The following is an 18,933-nucleotide window of genomic DNA, read 5'->3' as shown; positions in this document are numbered from 1 at the left end:
CATCACGCACCCGCACCCCGGATGAAAGGCGCACCGCCCCCGCCCCCACCCACAGCATCAGGGTCGCGGCAATGACCATCCATCCCCGCCGTCCCCACAGGGGGGCAAGCGCCAGCACCACCGTCAGCAGCGTCAGGCCATCGACCCCGATCCATGCCGCAGGCTGGATCATCACATCGCCCGCCACGCCGGGAAATTCCCAGACACTGCCCGGCGGGTTCCATGGAAAGCCGCTGAAGATGAAGACCCGCATCATGTCGGCCAGCGTCCATGTCGCCGCCAGCACAAGGCCACGCGCCACGCCCGCAGGCACGATCCGCGACAGGGCGGCGGGAATCGCGGTGGTCGGGGTCAGGATCAGCGCGCATCCCGGCGAGGCCAGCGGCACCAGCCACCAGAACGCATCGGCGCGCAGCATGATCGCATCGGTCAGCCAGTACAGCCCCGCCGTATGCATCCCCAGCCCGAACATGAAGCCGCGCCGCGCCGCCACGCGCCAGTCGGGGGCGGCGTCGATCATGCGCATCAGGATCGGGAAACACAGCGCCAGAACCGGCACCAGATGGACCGGCGGCAACGCCAGCGCCCCCAGCGCCCCGACCAGCAGCATCGCAACATCCGCGCGCCAGCCAGCAAGGCGGGGCAGTGCGTCATGCCATGTGCGCAAAACGGTGGGAAGCTTCATTCCGGCGCAGGGATATATGGCAAACCGCCCTGCCCCGGCGCGTCAGTCAAGGGCGTCACGCAGGCGACGTTCGTAATGGCGGTAATACTTGTCCGCCAGCAGTTCGCTTTTGACCAGCACGGCAACATCGGTCGTGTTGAACTGCGTATCGATCACCGCGCCATCGCCAACATAGCCACCCAGCCGCAGATATCCCTTGATCAGCGGCGGCAGTCCGGCAAGGCAGCGCCGGTGGTCAAGCGCCTGCGGATCACGGCGCAACATTTCCACCCGCCGTTCAGGCAGCGCGCGTACGCGCAGCGCGGGCGGGGCAAGGTGGTTGTGGTAGAGATAGGTCAGTTCGTTGCTCAGCGGTTCGGGATCCGTCCCCGGCAGGCTGGCGCACCCGAACAGCACGTCGATACGGTGCAGGAAGATGTAGGACGCGATCCCGCGCCACAGCAACTGCATCGCCGCGCGCCCGCGATAGGCCTGGTCCACGCAGGAACGCCCGACCTCCAGCAACCGGCCGGGAAATTCCGTCAGCGGCGAGATGTCATATTCATTCGAGGAATAGAAACGTCCCAGCTTCTGCGCCGCATCGCCCTGCATCAGACGATAGGTGCCCACGACCCCTTTCGCGCCAGAGGAAATCGCATGGTCGATCACCAGCAGGTGGTCGGCATATTCATCGAATTCGTCGATGTCACGCCGCAGCCGCCGCGTCCGTTCATCAGGCTGGGCGCCCATTTCCTCATAGAATACGCGATAGCGCAGGGCCTGGGCTGCATCGCGTTCCTCATCCGTGCAGGCGATCCGCACCCCGAGGTTGCCGCCACGCAGTTCGGGAAAGCCGTTGCGCTCCAGATCCAGCGTGGACAGGGAGTGCATGATTTTCTCGGCGCTCATCGTTTTGACCTGCCTCCCGTGCGTGCCGGCGGCGACGGCGCGGCGGTGTCCTGTCCGGCGTCGGCAGGCCGCTTGCGCGCGAAAAGCTCCAGCCGGTGGGAAACGAGGTCGAAGCCGAGGTCACGCGCAATGCGACGGATCAGTTCGGCATGCTCCCTGTCCTCGAACTCGATCACCTTTCCGGTCTCGACATCGATCAGATGATAATGGTCGCCTTCCTCGGTCGCCTCGTAACGGGCACGGCCACCGCCAAAATCGCGGCGTTCAAGGATGCCCTTTTCCTCCAGCAGACGCACGGTGCGATAGACCGTGGCCACCGAAATGCGCGAATCCAGCTGGGCTGCGCGCCGGTACAGCTCTTCCACGTCGGGATGGTCCTGCGCTTCCGACAGGACGCGTGCGATGACCCGCCGCTGCCCCGTCATTTTCAGGCCCCGCTCGATACACATGCGCCCGATGCGCGATTCCATTACATCACTACCTGCTGCCATGGTTACAGGCGTAGCCCATCATCAGATCGATTGTCCAACGACACCGTCATCCTTCACGCCTGGTCCGCGCCCCGATCCTTGGTTCCCAGCCCGATCTTGCGTGCAAGCTTGGAGCGGTGGCTGGCGTAGCTGGGTGCGACCATGGGATAATCGTGCGGCAGGCCCCAGCGTTCGCGATATTCTTCCGGCGTCATGTTATAGGCCGTCTTGAGGTGACGCTTGAGCATCTTCAGCTTCTTCCCGTCCTCAAGGCAGACGATATAATCGGGGAAGACCGATTTTTTCAGCGGCACCGCCGGAACCGGCTTTTCAGGCGCGGCCTCGACCTTGCCGAGCGAGGACATCGTTTCATATACCTGATGAATCAGGTCCGGCAGCGTCTCGGCATCGAGTGTATTGCGTGCAACATACGCGGACACGATTTCGGCGGTCAGTTCCCGCAATTCCACATCCGCTGTTTCGTCAGCCATCAACTTGGTCCTGTCAGTAGAAATACATGCATCTTATATAAATAATCCGGACAAGACCGCAACCATACCCATGAAGGAATATCAGGTAACATGCCCGGTATTGATGTTGAGGAAATAGATATCACCCGCGACGTCTGTCCCATGACATTCGTGCGCACGCGACTTGCACTCGACCGGCTTGCGCCGGGGGGACGATTACAGGTGCGCCTGCGTGGTGACGAACCGCTGGACAATGTCAGTCGCAGCGTCAGGCTGCTCGGCCATGAAGTCGCCATGCATGAGGCGCAGGACGACGGACTGACCCATGTCCTGCTGATCATCAAAAAAATGTCATAACGTCGGCCATGCGCCCGACTCCGCATCGCGTGCGGGCGTCACGTCGCGCGCCATGACCTGCGCATCGGACCCATCGGGGTAATAGCCACGCCGACGCCCCACCCCGTCAAAGCCCGCATCACGGTACAGGGCCAGCGCGGCGGTGTTGTCCACGCCCACCTCCAGAAACAGGCGCGCGGCCCCCTGCCCCGCCGCCATGTCCACCATCCATGACAGCAGCGCGCGCGCCAGTCCGCGCCGCCGGAATGCGGGATCGACCGCAAGCGTCAGGATTTCCGCTTCGTCAAGGACGGTGCGCACCATGATGAAGCCGGCCACCACCTGCCGTCCCCCGGCCTGCGCCATGGCCACGCCCAGCGCCACGCCGGGCATCGCCAGCAGGGTTTCAAGCGCCGGGGCATCCCATTGCTGGTCCGGGGCAAAGGACGCCGCATGGACCCGCGCCAGCGCCGGCAGGTCCGCCATCGCGGCAGGCACGGCCACGACCGGCCCCGTGGCGACATTCATGCGTTGTCGTCTGCCTTGCGCGGCGGTGGGCGCAATCCCGCCGCGGGCAGTTTCGCCTCCGGCGGATCAACATACAGCGGCAGCACCGCACGCGGCGCCAGCCCCCCCTCACGCCGCAGCAGCGCCGCGCGCGCAATGGCGCAGGCGTCGGGCCGCAACAGCGGGGCGATGGTCACATCCGCCCGTCCCCGCGCACAGGTGGCCGCCACGTCGGCAGCGGCACTCCCGCCCAGCAGAAGCGGACCAGACGGCAGGGCGGCGGGATCATCGAGCATCACGGCACGGACCTCCCCGTCCCCCCGTCCAGCCTGCGCCGGAATGGATTCGACAAAGGCCCGGCCGCGCCGCGCAACGGAGCAGCACAGGATCCGCGTCCCCGGCGCAGCGACCTGCGCACGCAGGGAAACGGCCAGGGCCTCGCCCGTCGTGACCCCCACGACCTCACATCCCAGCCCCAGCGCCAGTCCCTGCGCAAAGGCAATGGAGGCACGCAGGCCGGTGAACGATCCCGGCCCGACCACCACGGCCACCATGTCCAGCATCGGCATGGTCCAGCCACATTCGGCCATCAGGTCACGCGCCAGCAGGGGAAACCCTTCCGACCCGCCGCGTCCCTCGGCCTCGTGCCGATGTTCGGTCATGCACCCTTCGGGCGTGATGCGCACGCAGGCCACAAGGGCACGCGCCTGCGCCCCGGCCTGCGCGCCATCCAGAACCAGCACCCGCATGCGTCAGGCCATCACGCAGGCATCGTCGAAAGCAAGACGCGGCGCGCGCGGCGTATCGAACCCATGATCGGCGTAACCAAGGTTGACAAGGAAATTGGCCCGCCAGCCATGGGCGTGCAGGAATGTTTCCTCCACCATCATGGCGTCGAACCCCGACATCGGCAGCGCATCCAGCCCCAGCGCACGGGCCGCCATGATCAGGTACGCCCCCTGCAGCGTGCTGTTGCGTATCGCCGTCTCCTCCGCCAGGCCCACATCGGCGGCGAACCATGACCGCACGCCCGGTTCGGGGTTGAGGACGTCCATACGGTCGAAAAACAGCGGGTCCCACGCCACGATTACCGTGACCGGCGCGCTCATCACACGTGCGACGTTACCTTCCGACAGGGCGGGACGCAGGCGTTCGCGGCTGTCATGCGTGCGCAGGAAGACGAATCGCGCGGGACAGCAGTTGCCCGATGTCGGCCCAAGCCGCACCAGGTCATACAACTGATGCAGCGTCTCTTCCGTTACGGGACTTTCGTTCCATGCCGCGGGCGTCCGCGCGGCACGGAACAGGATGTCCAGCCCGGCATCATCAAGAACCATGAAACTTTCCCACCCCGGCGTATCAGGCTTCGACCTGTTCGACCGATACCACTTCGGGGACGTAATGGCGCAGCATGTTTTCCACCCCATGCTTCAGCGTCGCGCGCGATGACGGGCAGCCCGAACACGCCCCCTGCATCGTCAGGCGCACGATCCCGTCGCGATAGCCGCGAAAGACGATGTCGCCGCCATCGCCGGCCACGGCCGGACGCACGCGCGTATCCAGCAGTTCCTTGATCTGCTTGACGATTTCCTCGTCCCCCGGCGCGATCGCGTCTTCCACCACCACGGCTTCCTGCTCCACGGGTGCCTGCCCGGTGGCGAGGTAGTCGGCAATGGCGGACAGCACCTGCGGCTTCAGGTCATCCCAGTCCACGGCGTCGGCCTTGGTCACGGCCACGAAATCGCCACCGAAAAACACCCGTGACACGCCCTCAAGGTCGAACAGGACCTCTGCCAGGCGGGAACGGCCCGCCACGGAATCCGCGTCAATGAAGTCCGCCGTCGCGCCATTGGGCATGATCTCGCGCCCAGGTAGGAACTTCAGGGTGGCGGGATTGGGGGTATCTTCGGTTTCTATGAACATGCTGCGGTCTTTCCCGACAGATAGAGGAAGGCGGATATCTTTGGTCCTGTTAGCATCCAGATGTACCGTGGTCCACGCCAGCACAACCCCCGGTCACACGATAAAGGCCGCGGCATCCCCTCCGGGCGTGCCGTCACGTCAGGACACCGCCACCTTGCGCTCGGTTGCGGGCAACGTCCCCTGCCCCGCACGCGGCAGGATGATTTCCGCGCACAGGCCGCCACTGTCACGGTTATAGAGGCGCAGGCTCCCGCCCTCGCGCATGATTTCACGATTGACGATCGCAAGGCCCAGCCCCATGCCGCCGGTGGCGCGCGAACGTGATCCCTCCACGCGGTAGAACGGCGTGGAGACACGCGAAAGCTCCGCCTCCGGCAGGCCGGGTCCGTCATCCTCCACCCGGATGCGGATGCTGTGCGCCTCGACCTGCAGCACGACATGCGCGTTGCCCCCGTAATTCAGGGCATTGTCGATCAGGTTGCCGATCACCCGCTTCATCGCCAGCGGCCGCACCACCGCCAGCGCCTGGTGTGGTCCTTCATAGGTGACGGGCCTGCCCTGGTCGGCATCATCATCCACGCGCGTCGCGATGATGGAGGCAAGGTTGACCGAACGCGCCGGTTCGGGATCATTCTCCCCCGCCAGATAGGCGAGGACGCCTGCAATCATGGCCTCCATCTCGGTCACGTCGGCCTCGATTTCCGCCTGTGCCGCCGCGTCCTCCAGAAACCCCGCCCGCAACCGCAGGCGCGCCAGTGGCGTGCGCAGGTCATGCGACACGGCGGCCAGAGCCTCCGTCCGGTCGGCGATCAGGCGGCCTATGCGCTCCTGCATCGCATTGATGGCGCGCGCGAGGTAGCGGACCTCCCGCGGGCCCTTGTCCTCCAGCGGGACCCACCGGCCCGAACCCACCGTATCGGCCACCTGCGCCAGTGCCCGCAGCGGCATGCTGAGCGCGCGCACCAGCATGCCCGCCGCCAGCAGCACCGCGCCGGCCAGCACGGCGGCGGAGACGATGCCCCGGCGCATATGATGTGGCTGCAGCAGGTCCGGCGCACTGAAGCCCATGAAGCTGCCATCGGGCAGGCGCAGCACGCCACGGATGTCGGATGTGGCCGTCACCGTGCCCGCAAGGTTGAGCACATCGCCCTGAAACGCCGGTACGCTGCCGGCCACGCGTTCATGAAGGCCGCGCAGGGCCCCCGGTTCGGGACGGACCACGCCTTCCTGCGCACTGGTGCGCCAGTCGATGGTCAGGTCGGGGGTGGACAGCATGGCCGCCAGCACCATGCGTTGCGATGTGGGCGTCGCCGCCAGCACGCGCGCGTCGATGACCAGCCGTTCACTGACCTGGTCAAGCTGCGCATCGTCGATGGTGTAGGTCTCGGCCTCCTCATAGAAGACCGAACTGCCAACGAACACCAGCGCGACCGCCGCAAGCAGGACGAACATCACCCGCCCCACCAGTCCACGCGGCCAGAGCGTGATGCGACGCGACGCGGGCGCGTCGGACAGGGCCTCTTTCATGGCTGCCTGCCGCTATTGCTCGGATACTGTTCCAAAAACCCGCCCAAGAAACATCCTGCAAATTTTCAAAAGTTTTTGGTGAAGCTTTTTCCAAAAAGCTTCAAAGAACACCGCCTTTTTTGAAAAAAAGCCGGCACCCAAAAACTTTTATTCGTTTTATCGAGAGGCTGTCTTTTCAGACGCGCTCCACCTCGGACGTGAAGATATAGCCCATGCCGCGCACGGTGCGGATCAGGTTGTCGGCATCCGCGCCCAGCTTGCGCCGCAGGCGGCTGACGAGCACGTCCACGCTGCGGTCCGACACATCGCCAAGGCGCGTGCGCGACAGTTCCAGCAGCCGGTCACGCCCGATCACACGCTGCGGATTGTCGAGAAAACTGGTCAGCAGGTCGTGCTCCGCGCCGGAAATCTCCACCGCCGCCCCCGACGGGTCCGTCAGTTCACGGCGGCGCAGGTCCAGCGTCCAGCCGGAAAAACGCAGCGTCTCCTTGCGCGGGCGCCCCGCACTTGGCGTCGTGATGCCACCACCACGCCGCCGCAGGACCGCACGCACACGCGCCAGCAGTTCCTTCTGCCCGAACGGCTTGGGCACATAATCATCCGCGCCGAGTTCAAGCCCCAGCACACGGTCGAGTTCCTCCCCCCGGGCGGAGACCATGATGATCGGGACCTCGCTGACATCCGCGCCCCCGGCCGGAACCGTCCCCTCGCCCGAGCGCAGGGCGCGGCACAGGTCCAGCCCGTTCGTGCCGGGCAGCATGACATCAAGGATGATCAGGTCGGCAGGCTGCGCCACCAGGGCGTCCCACATTTCCGATGCATCCTGCACCCCGCGCACGCGATAGCCGTCGCCCTGCAACGCCCGCACGATCAGGGTACGCATGCCCGCGTCGTCCTCGACAACCACGATACGGGCGGGAAGATCAGGATCAACAGATGGATGTGTGGTCATGCCTGGCAGTATTTCCCTGAAATTCGAACAATGATCGCTGAATGTGCAGCTTTCACCTTATCCAACGTGCGGATGGGGCAAAAGGGTGCGTCATATGTCATAAAATGTCAGGAACCGCCGGCCCATGTCCGCAAACGACAACGGCGGGAGGAGGCTGTCATGCCCCCTCCCGCCGTATGCGAAGCCTGCCCGGAAAAATCATGAAAGTTCTGGGGGCCGCCTTTTCTTTAAAAGGCGGCGTTCCCTGAAGCCTTCTGGAAAAAGCTTCACCAAAAACTTTTATGCGTTTTATCAGGCGATTATTTCACAATCCGTCTTCAGGCCGGTGCGCCAAGCTTCACCACCCAGAACTGCGCGATGTCCTGCGCGCCATTGTCGCCACCCACGCTCTTCAGCGTCGTGATCGCGGCCGCCTTCTGCCCGGCGGCAGCCTGCGCCAGACCCAGATGCAGCTTGGCGATGTTGATGTCGGTCGGGCCCTTGGCGATGCCCGCGTTCATCAGTTGCAGGCCCTTGTCCGCCTGCCCGAACGTCACGTAGTTGTAGCCGGTCGTCAGCAGCGCATTGCCGTTGGGGGCCTGCTGGGCCTGCGTTTCCGCCGTGGCGATGTTCGCCTTGCGGTCCGCCACCGTCTGGACGATCATCTGCTTCAGCCGGTCTTCACGCGCCGCACCCGCGTCATGACCCAGGACGTTGGTGCTGTAGCCCTCGTTCATCACGTCAAGCGCGATCTGCGGCAGGCCCGCCTGCATCGCCAGTTCGGCAATGTCGATATATTCCGCCGGGGTCTTCACCAGGCCCGCCGCTAAGCGGACGCGATCGACATCCAGCCGCAGCGCCGGGGACATGTGCGGGTTGCTCAGCGCCGAATGCACCACCTGCGCCCAGTAATCGGGCTTGGGGTAATAGGTCGCAAGCGCCACATAGGTCTTCATCAGCGCCGCCTGGTCATGCGTCTGCGCCTGACACGCGGCAAGAAGCTGAAGCTGGTTTTCCGTCGGCTTGGTGCCGACCTTCATCTCCGCATCGATCTGCGCCTGCTGCGCGCGGGCGGCGTTGGCGTAATCCTTGCCCACGTAATAGGCCTGGATCAGGATCGTGTACATCTGCGGATTCTTGCCACCCGCCTTGATATATTTGTCGGCCACCTGTGCCGCGCGGGGATAATCCTTCGCGGTGTAGGCCATCGACGCCTCGGCCAGCGCCATCTGTTCCTTGGTGGCCGCAGGCGTGCGGTTCGAGGCGATCAGCTTGTCATAGGCGGAGATGGCCGCCGTGACATCGCCCGACTGCGCCGCGACGGCCGCGCGCATCTGCTCGATGGTATAGGATTCGTATTCGGTCTTGCCCGACACGGCATCGGCCGCGTTCACGGCGGCCATCGCCTCGGGGTATTTGTGGGCGGCAAGGGCCGTCTGCGCGGTCTGGAGGTTCTTGCCCACCTTCTCGCCCAGTACGTCGGCGGCCTGCGCGGGCTGGACCATCAGGAACACGGACAACGGCAGTGCCGTCACCGCACCGGCCAGCAGCATGGCACGCGCCCGGAACGACGATTTCAGATTAGTGGTTTTCAACGTGAGTGTCCTTTCCATGAATCGGTCATGACCCGTAATCGCGGACCGCGCCGCGCATGGCCAGAATGACAGCGCAATATTCACCGCTCTGCAAGGAAGAAGGGCCGCTCGGGCACACGCGCCCCCGGCCCAGAAACGGCACGGGCCGACGTCATGACCAACGTCGGCCCTGCCAGTACGGATACACGGCGCGCGGGCATGTTGCCGCCGCGCGCCAGTGATGCCTCAGCTATTGGGGTCGAGGTGACGGTAACCACCCAGCAGCACCGACTGCACGTCGGCGGCGAAGTTGCGCACCTCGTCCATCGCGCCCTTGTTACGACGCACCAGCAGGTTGTAGCCCAGAACCGCCGGCACCGCAGTGCCAAGGCCGATGGCCGTCATGATCAGCGATTCACCGACCGGGCCCGCGACCTTGTCGATCGAGGCGTTACCGGCAATGCCGATGGCCGTCAGCGCGTGATAGATGCCCCAGACCGTGCCGAACAGGCCGACGAACGGGGAGGTCGAACCCACGGTCCCGAGGAACGCAAGACCACCCTGCAGGCGCGTCTGCACCAGTTCGACCGAACGCAGGATCGACATCGTCGTCCAGGTATGCAGGTCGATCGCTTCCTGCATCGTGCCTTCGTGATGTTCGGCCGCGGTGATGCCGGTCTGCGCGATGTAGCGGAAGGGCGAGCTTTCGGGCATCGCGTCCGCACCGGCCTGGATGGTCGGCTTGCTCCAGAATTCGCTCTTCATGATCTTCGCATCCTTGAGGATGCGCGCCTGTTCCAGGAACTTGCTGATCATGATGTACCAGGTGCCGACCGACATGACGACCATGATCAGCAGGACGGTGCGGGCGATAAAGTCACCGTTCGACCACAGGGCGCCCAGACCATACGGGTTGGCCTCCGCCCCTCCTCCGCCTGCGGCGAAAGCCATGGCCGGTGCGGCCGTCATCAGCACTACGGCCGCGGTAAGAAGGATACGATGCTGTCGGGTCATTGTAATCAAGATCCTCTGACGGGAAAGAAACGGTGCGGGGTTCCAGCAATACAAGGAACCGGCAGACGACAGGGCCGGGACCGGCCCGCCATGGGGTAAGCGGTCATTTGTCATGACCCGGATGGTCATGCCCATGCAGCATCCGCGCGATATCGGGCGGCGCGATCGGTGGGGCGACCGGAATGGTGGAAAGGACGGGCCCATGTTGTGGCACGGTGGCGGCGGGCAGGAAGGCGGGCGCATCCCTGACGATCCGCAACGGGATCAACTGCGCCCGGGGCGGAGAGGGAAACATGTTCCACGATTTGGGATGCAGGCCATAGGCAAGGACGCCAACGGCAATGACATGCAGTGCCGCAACACCCGCAATTACCCGCCCGAATGGGGTCTGCCGACGTTGCAGTCTTACATAATCCATCCCGGAACCATCCCTTATCCCAAACCAGCGCCATGGCATCGCCACGCATGCCTGTCCGCCCGACGGGACAGGGCATGATGCATGATGGATGCCTGTTATGGGATTGGGCGGTTTCCGCCGTCGCATGTCAAGGCGGTTATGCACCGGAAACGGAACAATTTTCCCGCAAGCGCCTCATACCCGGCCTTAAAAGGCGGCACGGGCGCGCATCCATGCCCGCCTGTGACAGGCATGGATGCAAAAACACGATCCTGCGCGTGCGCCCGCGACGGGGCGCAGGCTGGTCACTGCGCCTGTGCGCTGGCCTCCGACCGGGTGGCCCCGACCTGTGCGGCAAGGGAGGCGGCCATGAAATCATCCAGGTCGCCATCGAGGACGGCCCCCGGATTCGTCTTTTCCACGTTGGTCCGCAGGTCCTTGACCAACTGGTAGGGGGCAAGGACGTAGGAACGGATCTGGTGGCCCCAGCCGATATCGGTCTTCGCCGCCTCGGTCTGTGCCGCCGCGGCTTCGCGCCGCTGCAGTTCCTGTTCGTACATCCGCGCCTTGAGCATCGCCATCGCGGTCGCGCGGTTGCGGTGCTGCGACCGGTCGGTCTGGCACGCCACCACGATCCCGGTGGGGATATGGGTGATGCGGATGGCCGATTCCGTCTTGTTGACGTGCTGCCCGCCCGCGCCGGATGCGCGGAAGGTATCGACACGCAGGTCGGCCTCGTTGATGTCGATCTCGATGGAATCGTCGATCACGGGATAGACCCACACCGACGCGAACGAGGTCTGCCGCCGCGCCGCCGCGTCGAAGGGGGAGATGCGCACAAGCCGGTGGACCCCGGCCTCCGTCTTCAGCCAGCCATAGGCGTTGGGGCCGCTGATGAGGATGGTGGCGGATTTCAGCCCGGCCTGCTCCCCTTCGGAGCTTTCCATCATCGTCACCTTGTAGCCATGCTGCTCCGCCCAGCGGGTGTACATGCGCAGGAGCATTTCAGCCCAGTCCTGCGCCTCCGTCCCGCCGGCGCCGGCATTGACCTCGAGGTAGCAGTCATTGCCGTCCGCCTCGCCCGAGAGCAGGCTTTCGGTCTCGCGCCGCTTCGCCTCGTCGGCCAGCGCGCGCAGGGCCTGCACCCCTTCGGCGACGACATCGCCGTCGCCTTCCATCTCCGCCAGTTCGACGAGTTCGAGCGTATCGCGCACATCGCCTTCCAGCTTCTGCACGCCCTCGATCTGGTTCGCCAGCAGGGTGCGCTCACGCATCAGCTTCTGCGCGGCTTCGGCGTCATTCCACAGGTCGGGGTCTTCGACGCGGTTGTTCAGTTCCGCGAGGCGTTCGATTGCGACATCCCAGTCAAAGATGCCTCCTCAGCAGCGCCACCGACTGCTTGATCTGGTCATTCAGGGCCTCGGTCTCGGCAGACATCGGGGCTTACTCCTAAGCTCATCGTGATAAGGACACGCGGGTCCGGCCGCCCGCGTACGGGCATGCCGTCCTGTCAGGCGTCAATACAGGCCACCCATGCCGATGTCACCCCCGGACGGCGGTGGTGGCGCGGAAGTCCCGGGCGATACCGCCCCCGGCACGCCATTGCCCACCGGGCCATGGCCGGGCATCGTCGCCATGTCGCTTTCGGAATCGGGCATGTTCTCCGCCCCCGTGTCGGCCGCCGTCAGGGTGCCGATCGCGCCCGCGCCCATGTCAACGCTGATGCCCGGCTGCTGGTCGGGCTTGAAGGCGTCGATCGCCATGCCCATGCCGGTATTGTACTGCGCAAGGCGCATGTCCGGCGGCGCGCGGAAATCAAGCCGCGGCCGGTCGGCAAGTGCCGCCTTCATCACCTGGTTCCAGATCGGCCCGGCGATCACGCCACCGGTTTCGTTGCGGCCAAGGCTCTGCGGCGTGTCAAAGCCGATCCACACCACCGTCACAAGGTCGGGGGAGAAGCCCGCGAACCACGCATCGTTGAAATCCTGGCTGGTGCCGGTCTTGCCCGCCACGGGACGGTCGATACCCACGCCCGCGCGCACGCCGGTGCCACGACGGATCACGTCACGCAGCATGGTCACCACCTGGTACGCGCTGTCGGCGGAGACGACCTGCGGGCGCGTATCCACCAGCACCGGGCCGGTGTCGGACGGCGTGGCGGCGGCATCGGCGGCAGGCGCGGCATCCGGGGCCGAAGCCGGAGCCGGGGTCGGGGTCGGCACGTCGGAACCGGTCGCCGCCGCCGGCGCCGCCGATGGCACGGGGCCAAGCTGCAGGCCCGGCGCGCGCCATATGACGTTGCCGTTGCGGTCCTTCACATCGTCGATCAGCGTCGGCGTCACCAGATGCCCACCCGCCGCCAGCGTGGCATAGGCCCCGGCCTCCCGCATCACGGTGGTTTCCACCGCGCCAAGGGCGGCAGGCAGGACGAGCGGCATGGAATGCACGAGGTCAAGCTTCTGCGCCATGTCGGCCACCGACTTCATGCCGATCTGTGCCGCAAGGCGGATGGTGACAAGGTTGCGCGACTCCCGCAGGGCGTCGTGCAGCATGGTCGGCCCCCAGAAATCCTTTTCATAATTGTTGGGATGCCATTCGCCATAGGACACCGGTGAATCATCGAATTTCTGCGACGGCGAGATCCCCTGCTCCATCGCGGCGAGGTAGACGAACGGCTTGAACGACGATCCCGGCTGGCGCGCGGCCTGTGTCACGCGGTTGAACTGCGACGCACGGAACGACCATCCCCCCACCATCGCCAGCACGCGGCCGGTACGCACGTCGATGGTCGTCAGCGCCCCCTCCACGCGCGGCACCTGCCGCAGGGCGACACCGGAACTGTCGGCCATCGGTTCGACCATCACGACATCGCCGGTCGCGATCCCCTTGCCCGCGCGCATCCACGAACGGTCCCGCGCCGGCAGTTCCCCGGTATGCGGGATGGCGGGCGACGTCCCCTCCAGCCAGCCAACCTGCCCCGTCGTGGCCGACAGCACGACCGCAAGACGCCACGTCGTCAGCATGGAGGGCGGCGCGCTGACCCGCGCCAGCGCATTGGCCCAGTCCCCCTGCGGGTCCACACCGTCCAGATGCGTCACCGGCCCGCGCCAGCCACCATGCGCACGGTCATAGCGCATAAGCCCCTCATGCAGGGCGACGGTGGCCACCTGCTGCAGGTGCGGGTCCATGCTGGTATGGACCGAAAGCCCGCCTTCCATGGTGGAATTGACGCCATATTTCTCGATCAACTGGCGGCGCACCTCCTCCGAAAACCATTCGGAACCGGGCACCGGGCCGGGACGTGTGAAGGAGGAGGGAATCAGGGGTTCCTGCTCCGCCGCGCGGGCGTCCTGCGGGGTGATGACGTGCAGTTCCGCCATGCGTTCAAGCACCCAGTTGCGCCGGCCGGTCGCGGCCTGCGGGAAGCGGACGGGGTTGTAGTTGGTGGGCGACTTGGGCAGCGCGCCAAGGAACGCGGCCTCGGCATTGTCCAACTGGTCCAGCGGCTTGTTGAAATAGGTCTGCGCCGCCGCCCCGATGCCGTACGCCCCGTTGCCGAGGTAGATTTCATTGAGGTAGATCTCGAGGATCTGCTGTTTGGAGAGCGTCTGCTCCAGCCGCATCGCCAGCAGCGCTTCCTTGGCCTTGCGCTCCATCGACACGGCGTTGGAGCCGAGCAGCATGATGCGCGCCACCTGCTGCGTGATGGTGGACGCCCCGATCGGCCGGTGCTTGGATCCATGCATCATCAGGTCCGTCAGGCCCGCGCGGATGATCGCCAGCGGGTCCACGCCGCCATGGCTGAAGAACTTCTGGTCCTCCGCCGCAAGGAAGGCGTTGCGCACACGTTCGGGAATCGCGCTGTAGGGAACGAAGATCCGCCGCTCCGCCGCCAGTTCCGCCATGATCTGGTCATCGCCGGAATAAAGGCGGCTCATCACCGGTGGCTGGTAGGTGCGCAGGCCGTCAACGGTCGGCAGCCCTTCGGACAGGCGGGCATATTCCTGCCACGCGACGACACCGCCGATCCCGCCGACAAGCAGCACGGCACCCAGCGCCCCGCCAGCCAGCCTGCGCACCAGGCGATAGCGCGGGCGCGGGCCACCGGTGGGTAGGCGTGGACGGCGGCCGCCCGCACGCCCGTCATCGCGCGTGGCGTCAGAAGTTCCATCCACCCGGCCATCGCGGCCCGATCCGTCAGCAAGCGTCATCCGGTATCCAATAGGGAATATAGGGACTGTGTGCCCCTGTCCTAGCACCGTCCGGCGTCCACGTCGCCCCCGATCCGCAGGACACGCATGACAGCCTGTTCAGGATCAGGCGCGCAGGCGGTCCCATTCCGCGCGGCCGTCACGATCGAGGGCGTCGAATTCCGCATCCGTCAGCGACAGGGTCGCGGCCTGCACATTGGCGCGGGCATGGTCGGGGCTGGAGGTTCCGGGGATGGGCAGCATGACCGGCGAACGCCGCAGCAGCCACGCCAGCGCCACCTGCCCCGTGGTCGCCCCCCGCGCCTGCGCCACGCGGGTCAGCACGTTGTCCCCACGCGCAAGCCCCCCGGCCGCCAGCGGCGCCCACGGGATGAAGCCGATATTTTCGCGCGTGCAGTAGTCCAGCACCTCCTCCGAATACCGGTTGACGAGGTTGAAGCGGTTCTGCACCGTCGCGACCGGGAAATACAGCCGTGCGCGTTCGATCATCTCCACCGTGACTTCCGACAGGCCGACATGGCGGATCAGTCCCTGCGCGCGCATCGCCGCGATCGCCTCGAACTGCCGTTCCGGCGTGGTGTCGGGGCCGACGCGATGCAACTGCCACAGGTCGATGCGCTCTACCCCGAGGCGACGCATGCTCATCAGCACGCATTGCTGGAGGTAGTCCGGGTTCCCCACCGGGCACCAGATGTCGGGACCATGGCGGGTGTGCCCGCCCTTGGTCGCGATCACCATACCCTTGTACGGCGACAGGGCCTCGTGGATCAGGTCCTCGCTGACGAAGGGGCCATAGGCATCGGCGGTATCGACGAAATTGACGCCGAGTTCGGGCAGCAGGCGCAACGTGGCAAGTGCGGCGTCACGGTCGGCGGGTTCCCCCCATATGCCCGGCCCGGTAATGCGCATCGCCCCGAAGCCGAGACGCGCGACCTCGAGTTCGCCGCCAATCCTGAAGGTCCCGCCGGGACGTGATGCAGATACGGTCATGGCCTTGCTCCTTACCTGTGCTGTACGACAGCCTATCGCCTGATGACGGACGGGCGCACGACAGGTTGCACGGAACCTGCCCTGTGGCCCACGCAGGACACGGCGGATCGGGCAAAAGAGTTCAGAAGTTTTTGGGTGCCGCCTTTTTCCAAAAAGGCGGCGTCTTCGAAGCTTTTTGGAAAAAAGCTTCACCAAAAACTTCTATTATTGATCAGTGATTTTACCCCAGCATGCGCCCGATCACGCGCGCGGTGTAATCCACCACGGGAATGATGCGCCCGTAATTGATCCGCGTCGGGCCAATGACGCCGATCGCACCGACGATGCGGTTGGAATCGGTGCGCGCGGGCGCCATCACCACCGACATCCCCGCCATCCCGAACAGGCCGCTTTCCGCACCGATGAAGATACGCACCCCTTCGGATTCGCACGCAAGGTCGAGCAGGCGCAGCATCGTCTCCTGCGTTTCCAGCCGGTCGAACAGCATCTGGATGGTCGAAAGCCGCTCAATCTCCGTCACGTCCGACAAAAGCCGCCCCTGCCCCCGGATGAACAGCGTGCCGCCGCGTTCCTCCGCATCGCTCCATGTGGCGAGGCCGCTGGCCACCACCTCCGTCGTCAACTGGTCGAGTTCGGTGCGGTTGGCCGCGATGTCGCCGCTCACCTTCTCACGCAGGATGTCGAGCGTGCGGCCCGACAGGTGTGCATTGAGGTAGTTCCCAGCCTCCACCAGCGCCGAGGGCGGAAGGCCGGGCGGGATCTCGATCACGCGGTTTTCCACCTGCCCGTCGGAGCCGACAAGGATGACCAGCGCACGCCCCGGCCCGAGGGCGACGAATTCGATATGCTTGATCGTGCCATCGCTCTTGGGCGCCAGCACCAGTCCCGCGGCCGAGGACAGGCCCGAAAGCATCAGCGACGCCTCCCCCAGCATATCCTGCAACGAACGCCCCCGCACCTCCAGCGCGCTGGTGATCGTCTCGCGCTCCTCCTCGCTCAGGCTGCCGAACTGCAGCAGGCCATCGACAAACAGCCGCACGCCCTTTTCCGTCGGCAGGCGCCCGGCCGAGGTATGGGGCGAAAACAGCAGTCCGGCCTCCGTCAGGTCGGCCATGATGTTGCGGATCGTCGCGGGCGACAGCGACAGCGGCAGGCGCTGCGACAGGGTGCGCGACCCCACCGGGTCGCCGGTTTCTACATACTGTTCGACGATTTCGCGCAGGATGGCGGCGGATCGCGCATCCAGCCCCGGCGGCAGGGCAGGACGCGAAGACAGTGCCCCGATATCCATGTCGTTCTCCCTCCTCCCCTTCACATCCATGAGTATCCGGATGGACCGCCATATGGCGGCCTTCCCCGATGGACGTGGCGTGGCCATGGCCCTGGAACAAGGATAGGGACAACGTCGTGTTGCGACAATCACATGATACGGGCCACCCCCACAATTCCACCGTCCCATGACACACCCGCCGGGGACGGGACTGGAAAGAGCGGGGGTTGCGCGCTATGCCGCGAGGCAGGTTTTCATCGGGAGTTTCCTTCATGCGCCCATCCGGCCGCGCCATCGACGCCCTTCGCCCTGTTTCCATCCAGACCGGATTTGCCCGCCATGCCGAAGGGTCCGCGCTGATCCGCATGGGCGGGACAGAGGTGCTGTGCGCCGCCAGTGTCGAATCCCGCGTCCCCCCTTTCCTGCGTGGCAAGGGACAGGGCTGGGTCACCGCAGAATACGGCATGCTGCCGCGTGCGACCCACAACCGTGGCCCGCGTGAGGCGGCAAAGGGGAAACAGGGTGGCCGGACGCACGAAATCCAGCGCCTGATCGCGCGCGCGCTGCGTGCGGGCATCGACCTCAGGGCATTGGGGGAAATCTCCATCACGGTGGATTGCGACGTGCTCAACGCCGATGGGGGCACGCGCTGCGCCGCCATCACCGGCGCATGGGTGGCGCTGCGCCTCGCGCTGGAAAAACTGGTGCGGACGAATGTGATCCCTGCCCTGCCGGTCACGGCACAGGTGGCGGCCGTGTCCTGCGGCCTGACACAGGCGGGCGCGGTGCTGGACCTGGATTACGCCGAAGACAGCAACGCTGCGGCAGACGCCAATTTCGTGCTGACCGAAACCGGCGGCATCATTGAAATCCAGGGCACGGCGGAACAGGCCCCCTTCTCGCAGGAGCAGTTCAATGAACTGATGCGCCTGGCGCAGGCGGGCACGGCGCGCCTGTTCGAAATCCAGCGCGACGCCGTGGCGCAGGCGGTGGCGGCATGAGCGGCGAACAGACACGCAGGCTGCAGCGGGGGGATACCCTCGTCCTTGCCAGCCACAATGCCGGAAAGCTGGCCGAATTTTCCTCCCTGCTGTCGGGTTATGGCATCAGGGTCGTCTCCGCCGGGACGCTGGGCCTGCCGGAGCCGGAGGAAACCGCCACCACCTTCGCCGGCAATGCCGAAATCAAGGCGCTGGCGGCGGCAAAGGCTGCGGGCCTGCCCGCGCTGGCTGATGATTCGGGGTTCTGCGTCAGTGCGCTCAATGGTGATCCGGGTGTCCTTTCGGCCCGCTGGGCCGGGCCGGACAAGGATTTTCCCGCCGTCATGCGCCGCATCCATGACCTGATGGGGGACAATCCGGACCGGGGGGCATGGTTCATCTCCGTCCTGTGCCTGGCATGGCCCGACGGGCAGACCGCAACCTTCGAAGGCCGCATCGACGGGCAGGTCGTCTGGCCGCCGCGCGGGGACCACGGCCATGGCTATGACCCGATCTTCGCCCCCAACGGCAGCACGCTGACCTTCGCGCAGATGACGGAGGAGCAGAAGAACGCCATCAGCCACCGGGGCCTCGCCTTCCGCCTTTTCCGTGACGGATGCCTGCAACCCGCATGACGCCCGCGCGTCATCGCATAAAAAACCTTGGGTCGTGACGGAAAATTCCGAAATCAACCCACTGTTAAATAAAGGAAGTTTCTGGGTGCTGCCCTTTTTGGAAAAGGGCGGCGTTCTTTTTGCAG

At 65.5% G+C, this 18,933-nt stretch carries 20 protein-coding genes and 1 pseudogene; 4 read left to right on the top strand and 17 right to left on the bottom strand.

The genetic code is table 11. The features are described from left to right. From HNH97_RS07785 to HNH97_RS07770, 4 genes and pseudogenes are all read right to left on the bottom strand, one after another. Positions 1-685, bottom strand: a pseudogene (locus tag HNH97_RS07785) (apolipoprotein N-acyltransferase); the annotation flags it as partial. A 42-nt stretch (positions 686-727) separates the two neighbouring features. Next, a complete protein-coding gene (locus HNH97_RS07780) occupies positions 728-1,573 on the bottom strand; it encodes a GNAT family N-acetyltransferase (RefSeq protein WP_110913101.1) in 846 nt (281 codons plus the stop codon). Beyond that, positions 1,570-2,064: a Fur family transcriptional regulator gene (locus tag HNH97_RS07775; RefSeq protein WP_227744618.1), complete on the bottom strand. Its 495-nt coding sequence runs from the start codon at positions 2,062-2,064 to the stop codon at positions 1,570-1,572. Before HNH97_RS07775 ends, HNH97_RS07780 begins: the two co-directional genes overlap by 4 nt. 53 nt (positions 2,065-2,117) lie before the next feature. Then, positions 2,118-2,534: a MucR family transcriptional regulator gene (locus HNH97_RS07770; RefSeq protein ID WP_171790500.1), complete on the bottom strand. Its 417-nt coding sequence runs from the start codon at positions 2,532-2,534 to the stop codon at positions 2,118-2,120. A gap of 90 nt (positions 2,535-2,624) precedes the next feature. Between HNH97_RS07770 and HNH97_RS07765 the strand changes: the two genes are divergently transcribed. Next, complete coding sequence (locus HNH97_RS07765) at positions 2,625-2,870, top strand: sulfurtransferase TusA family protein (protein WP_110913098.1); 246 nt, start codon at positions 2,625-2,627, stop codon at positions 2,868-2,870. Here HNH97_RS07765 and rimI read toward each other — a convergent pair. The 12 genes from rimI to HNH97_RS07705 all read right to left on the bottom strand — a co-directional run bounded on the left by rimI (position 2,865) and on the right by HNH97_RS07705 (position 15,923). Beyond that, positions 2,865-3,377, bottom strand: a complete 513-nt coding sequence (rimI, locus tag HNH97_RS07760) for a ribosomal protein S18-alanine N-acetyltransferase (protein WP_171790499.1) — start codon at positions 3,375-3,377, stop codon at positions 2,865-2,867. The two genes, HNH97_RS07765 and rimI, sit on opposite strands and share 6 nt — an antisense overlap. Continuing rightward, positions 3,374-4,105 (bottom strand): tRNA (adenosine(37)-N6)-threonylcarbamoyltransferase complex dimerization subunit type 1 TsaB, encoded by a 732-nt coding sequence (gene tsaB / locus HNH97_RS07755; RefSeq protein ID WP_171790498.1) that lies wholly within the window; start codon positions 4,103-4,105, stop codon positions 3,374-3,376. Before tsaB ends, rimI begins: the two co-directional genes overlap by 4 nt. Positions 4,106-4,108: 3 nt before the next feature. After that, a complete protein-coding gene (locus HNH97_RS07750; protein ID WP_110913095.1) occupies positions 4,109-4,693 on the bottom strand; it encodes a malonic semialdehyde reductase in 585 nt (194 codons plus the stop codon). 22 nt (positions 4,694-4,715) lie between these two features. Further along, complete coding sequence (locus HNH97_RS07745; protein WP_110913094.1) at positions 4,716-5,279, bottom strand: NifU family protein; 564 nt, start codon at positions 5,277-5,279, stop codon at positions 4,716-4,718. A gap of 138 nt (positions 5,280-5,417) precedes the next feature. Then, complete coding sequence (locus HNH97_RS07740; protein ID WP_171790497.1) at positions 5,418-6,806, bottom strand: ATP-binding protein; 1,389 nt, start codon at positions 6,804-6,806, stop codon at positions 5,418-5,420. 175 nt (positions 6,807-6,981) lie between these two features. Then, positions 6,982-7,758, bottom strand: a complete 777-nt coding sequence (locus HNH97_RS07735) for a response regulator (RefSeq protein ID WP_171790496.1) — start codon at positions 7,756-7,758, stop codon at positions 6,982-6,984. A gap of 317 nt (positions 7,759-8,075) precedes the next feature. After that, entirely contained in the window at positions 8,076-9,290 is a 1,215-nt protein-coding gene (locus HNH97_RS07730; protein ID WP_244949359.1) for a tetratricopeptide repeat protein, read from the bottom strand. Between the two features lie 267 nt (positions 9,291-9,557). After that, entirely contained in the window at positions 9,558-10,325 is a 768-nt protein-coding gene (locus HNH97_RS07725) for a MotA/TolQ/ExbB proton channel family protein (RefSeq protein WP_171790494.1), read from the bottom strand. A gap of 103 nt (positions 10,326-10,428) precedes the next feature. After that, on the bottom strand, positions 10,429-10,743 hold the full coding sequence (locus HNH97_RS07720) for a hypothetical protein (protein ID WP_171790493.1): 315 nt from the start codon (positions 10,741-10,743) through the stop codon (positions 10,429-10,431). 284 nt (positions 10,744-11,027) lie between these two features. Next, positions 11,028-12,159, bottom strand: a protein-coding gene (gene prfB, locus HNH97_RS07715) for a peptide chain release factor 2 (protein ID WP_110913089.1) whose coding sequence is annotated in 2 segments (ribosomal slippage) — positions 11,028-12,089 and positions 12,091-12,159 — 1,131 coding nt in all. Because the reading frame shifts where the segments join, the coding sequence is not laid out codon by codon here. 80 nt (positions 12,160-12,239) lie between these two features. Beyond that, positions 12,240-14,933 (bottom strand): penicillin-binding protein 1A, encoded by a 2,694-nt coding sequence (locus HNH97_RS07710; protein ID WP_171790492.1) that lies wholly within the window; start codon positions 14,931-14,933, stop codon positions 12,240-12,242. A 105-nt stretch (positions 14,934-15,038) separates the two neighbouring features. Beyond that, on the bottom strand, positions 15,039-15,923 hold the full coding sequence (locus tag HNH97_RS07705; protein WP_171790491.1) for an aldo/keto reductase: 885 nt from the start codon (positions 15,921-15,923) through the stop codon (positions 15,039-15,041). Between the two features lie 83 nt (positions 15,924-16,006). Between HNH97_RS07705 and HNH97_RS18160 the strand changes: the two genes are divergently transcribed. Beyond that, positions 16,007-16,141 carry a hypothetical protein gene (locus HNH97_RS18160; protein WP_265176074.1) on the top strand — a complete coding sequence of 45 codons (135 nt, stop codon included), beginning with the start codon at positions 16,007-16,009 and terminating at the stop codon, positions 16,139-16,141. A 2-nt stretch (positions 16,142-16,143) separates the two neighbouring features. Here the strand turns inward: HNH97_RS18160 and hrcA are convergent, their stop codons facing one another. Continuing rightward, complete coding sequence (gene hrcA, locus HNH97_RS07700) at positions 16,144-17,214, bottom strand: heat-inducible transcriptional repressor HrcA (protein WP_171790490.1); 1,071 nt, start codon at positions 17,212-17,214, stop codon at positions 16,144-16,146. Between the two features lie 251 nt (positions 17,215-17,465). Between hrcA and rph the strand changes: the two genes are divergently transcribed. Next, positions 17,466-18,194, top strand: a complete 729-nt coding sequence (gene rph, locus HNH97_RS07695) for a ribonuclease PH (protein WP_171790489.1) — start codon at positions 17,466-17,468, stop codon at positions 18,192-18,194. Further along, positions 18,191-18,808, top strand: a complete 618-nt coding sequence (gene rdgB / locus HNH97_RS07690) for an RdgB/HAM1 family non-canonical purine NTP pyrophosphatase (RefSeq protein WP_171790488.1) — start codon at positions 18,191-18,193, stop codon at positions 18,806-18,808. Before rph ends, rdgB begins: the two co-directional genes overlap by 4 nt. The last annotated feature ends 125 nt before the right edge of the window (positions 18,809-18,933 follow it).

Origin of the sequence: Gluconacetobacter entanii, assembly GCF_013155425.1 — a bacterium.
Lineage (GTDB): Bacteria > Pseudomonadota > Alphaproteobacteria > Acetobacterales > Acetobacteraceae > Novacetimonas > Novacetimonas entanii.
The sequence above is the reverse complement of the archived record's forward strand: the minus strand, read 5'-3'. Positions and strand labels throughout refer to the sequence as shown.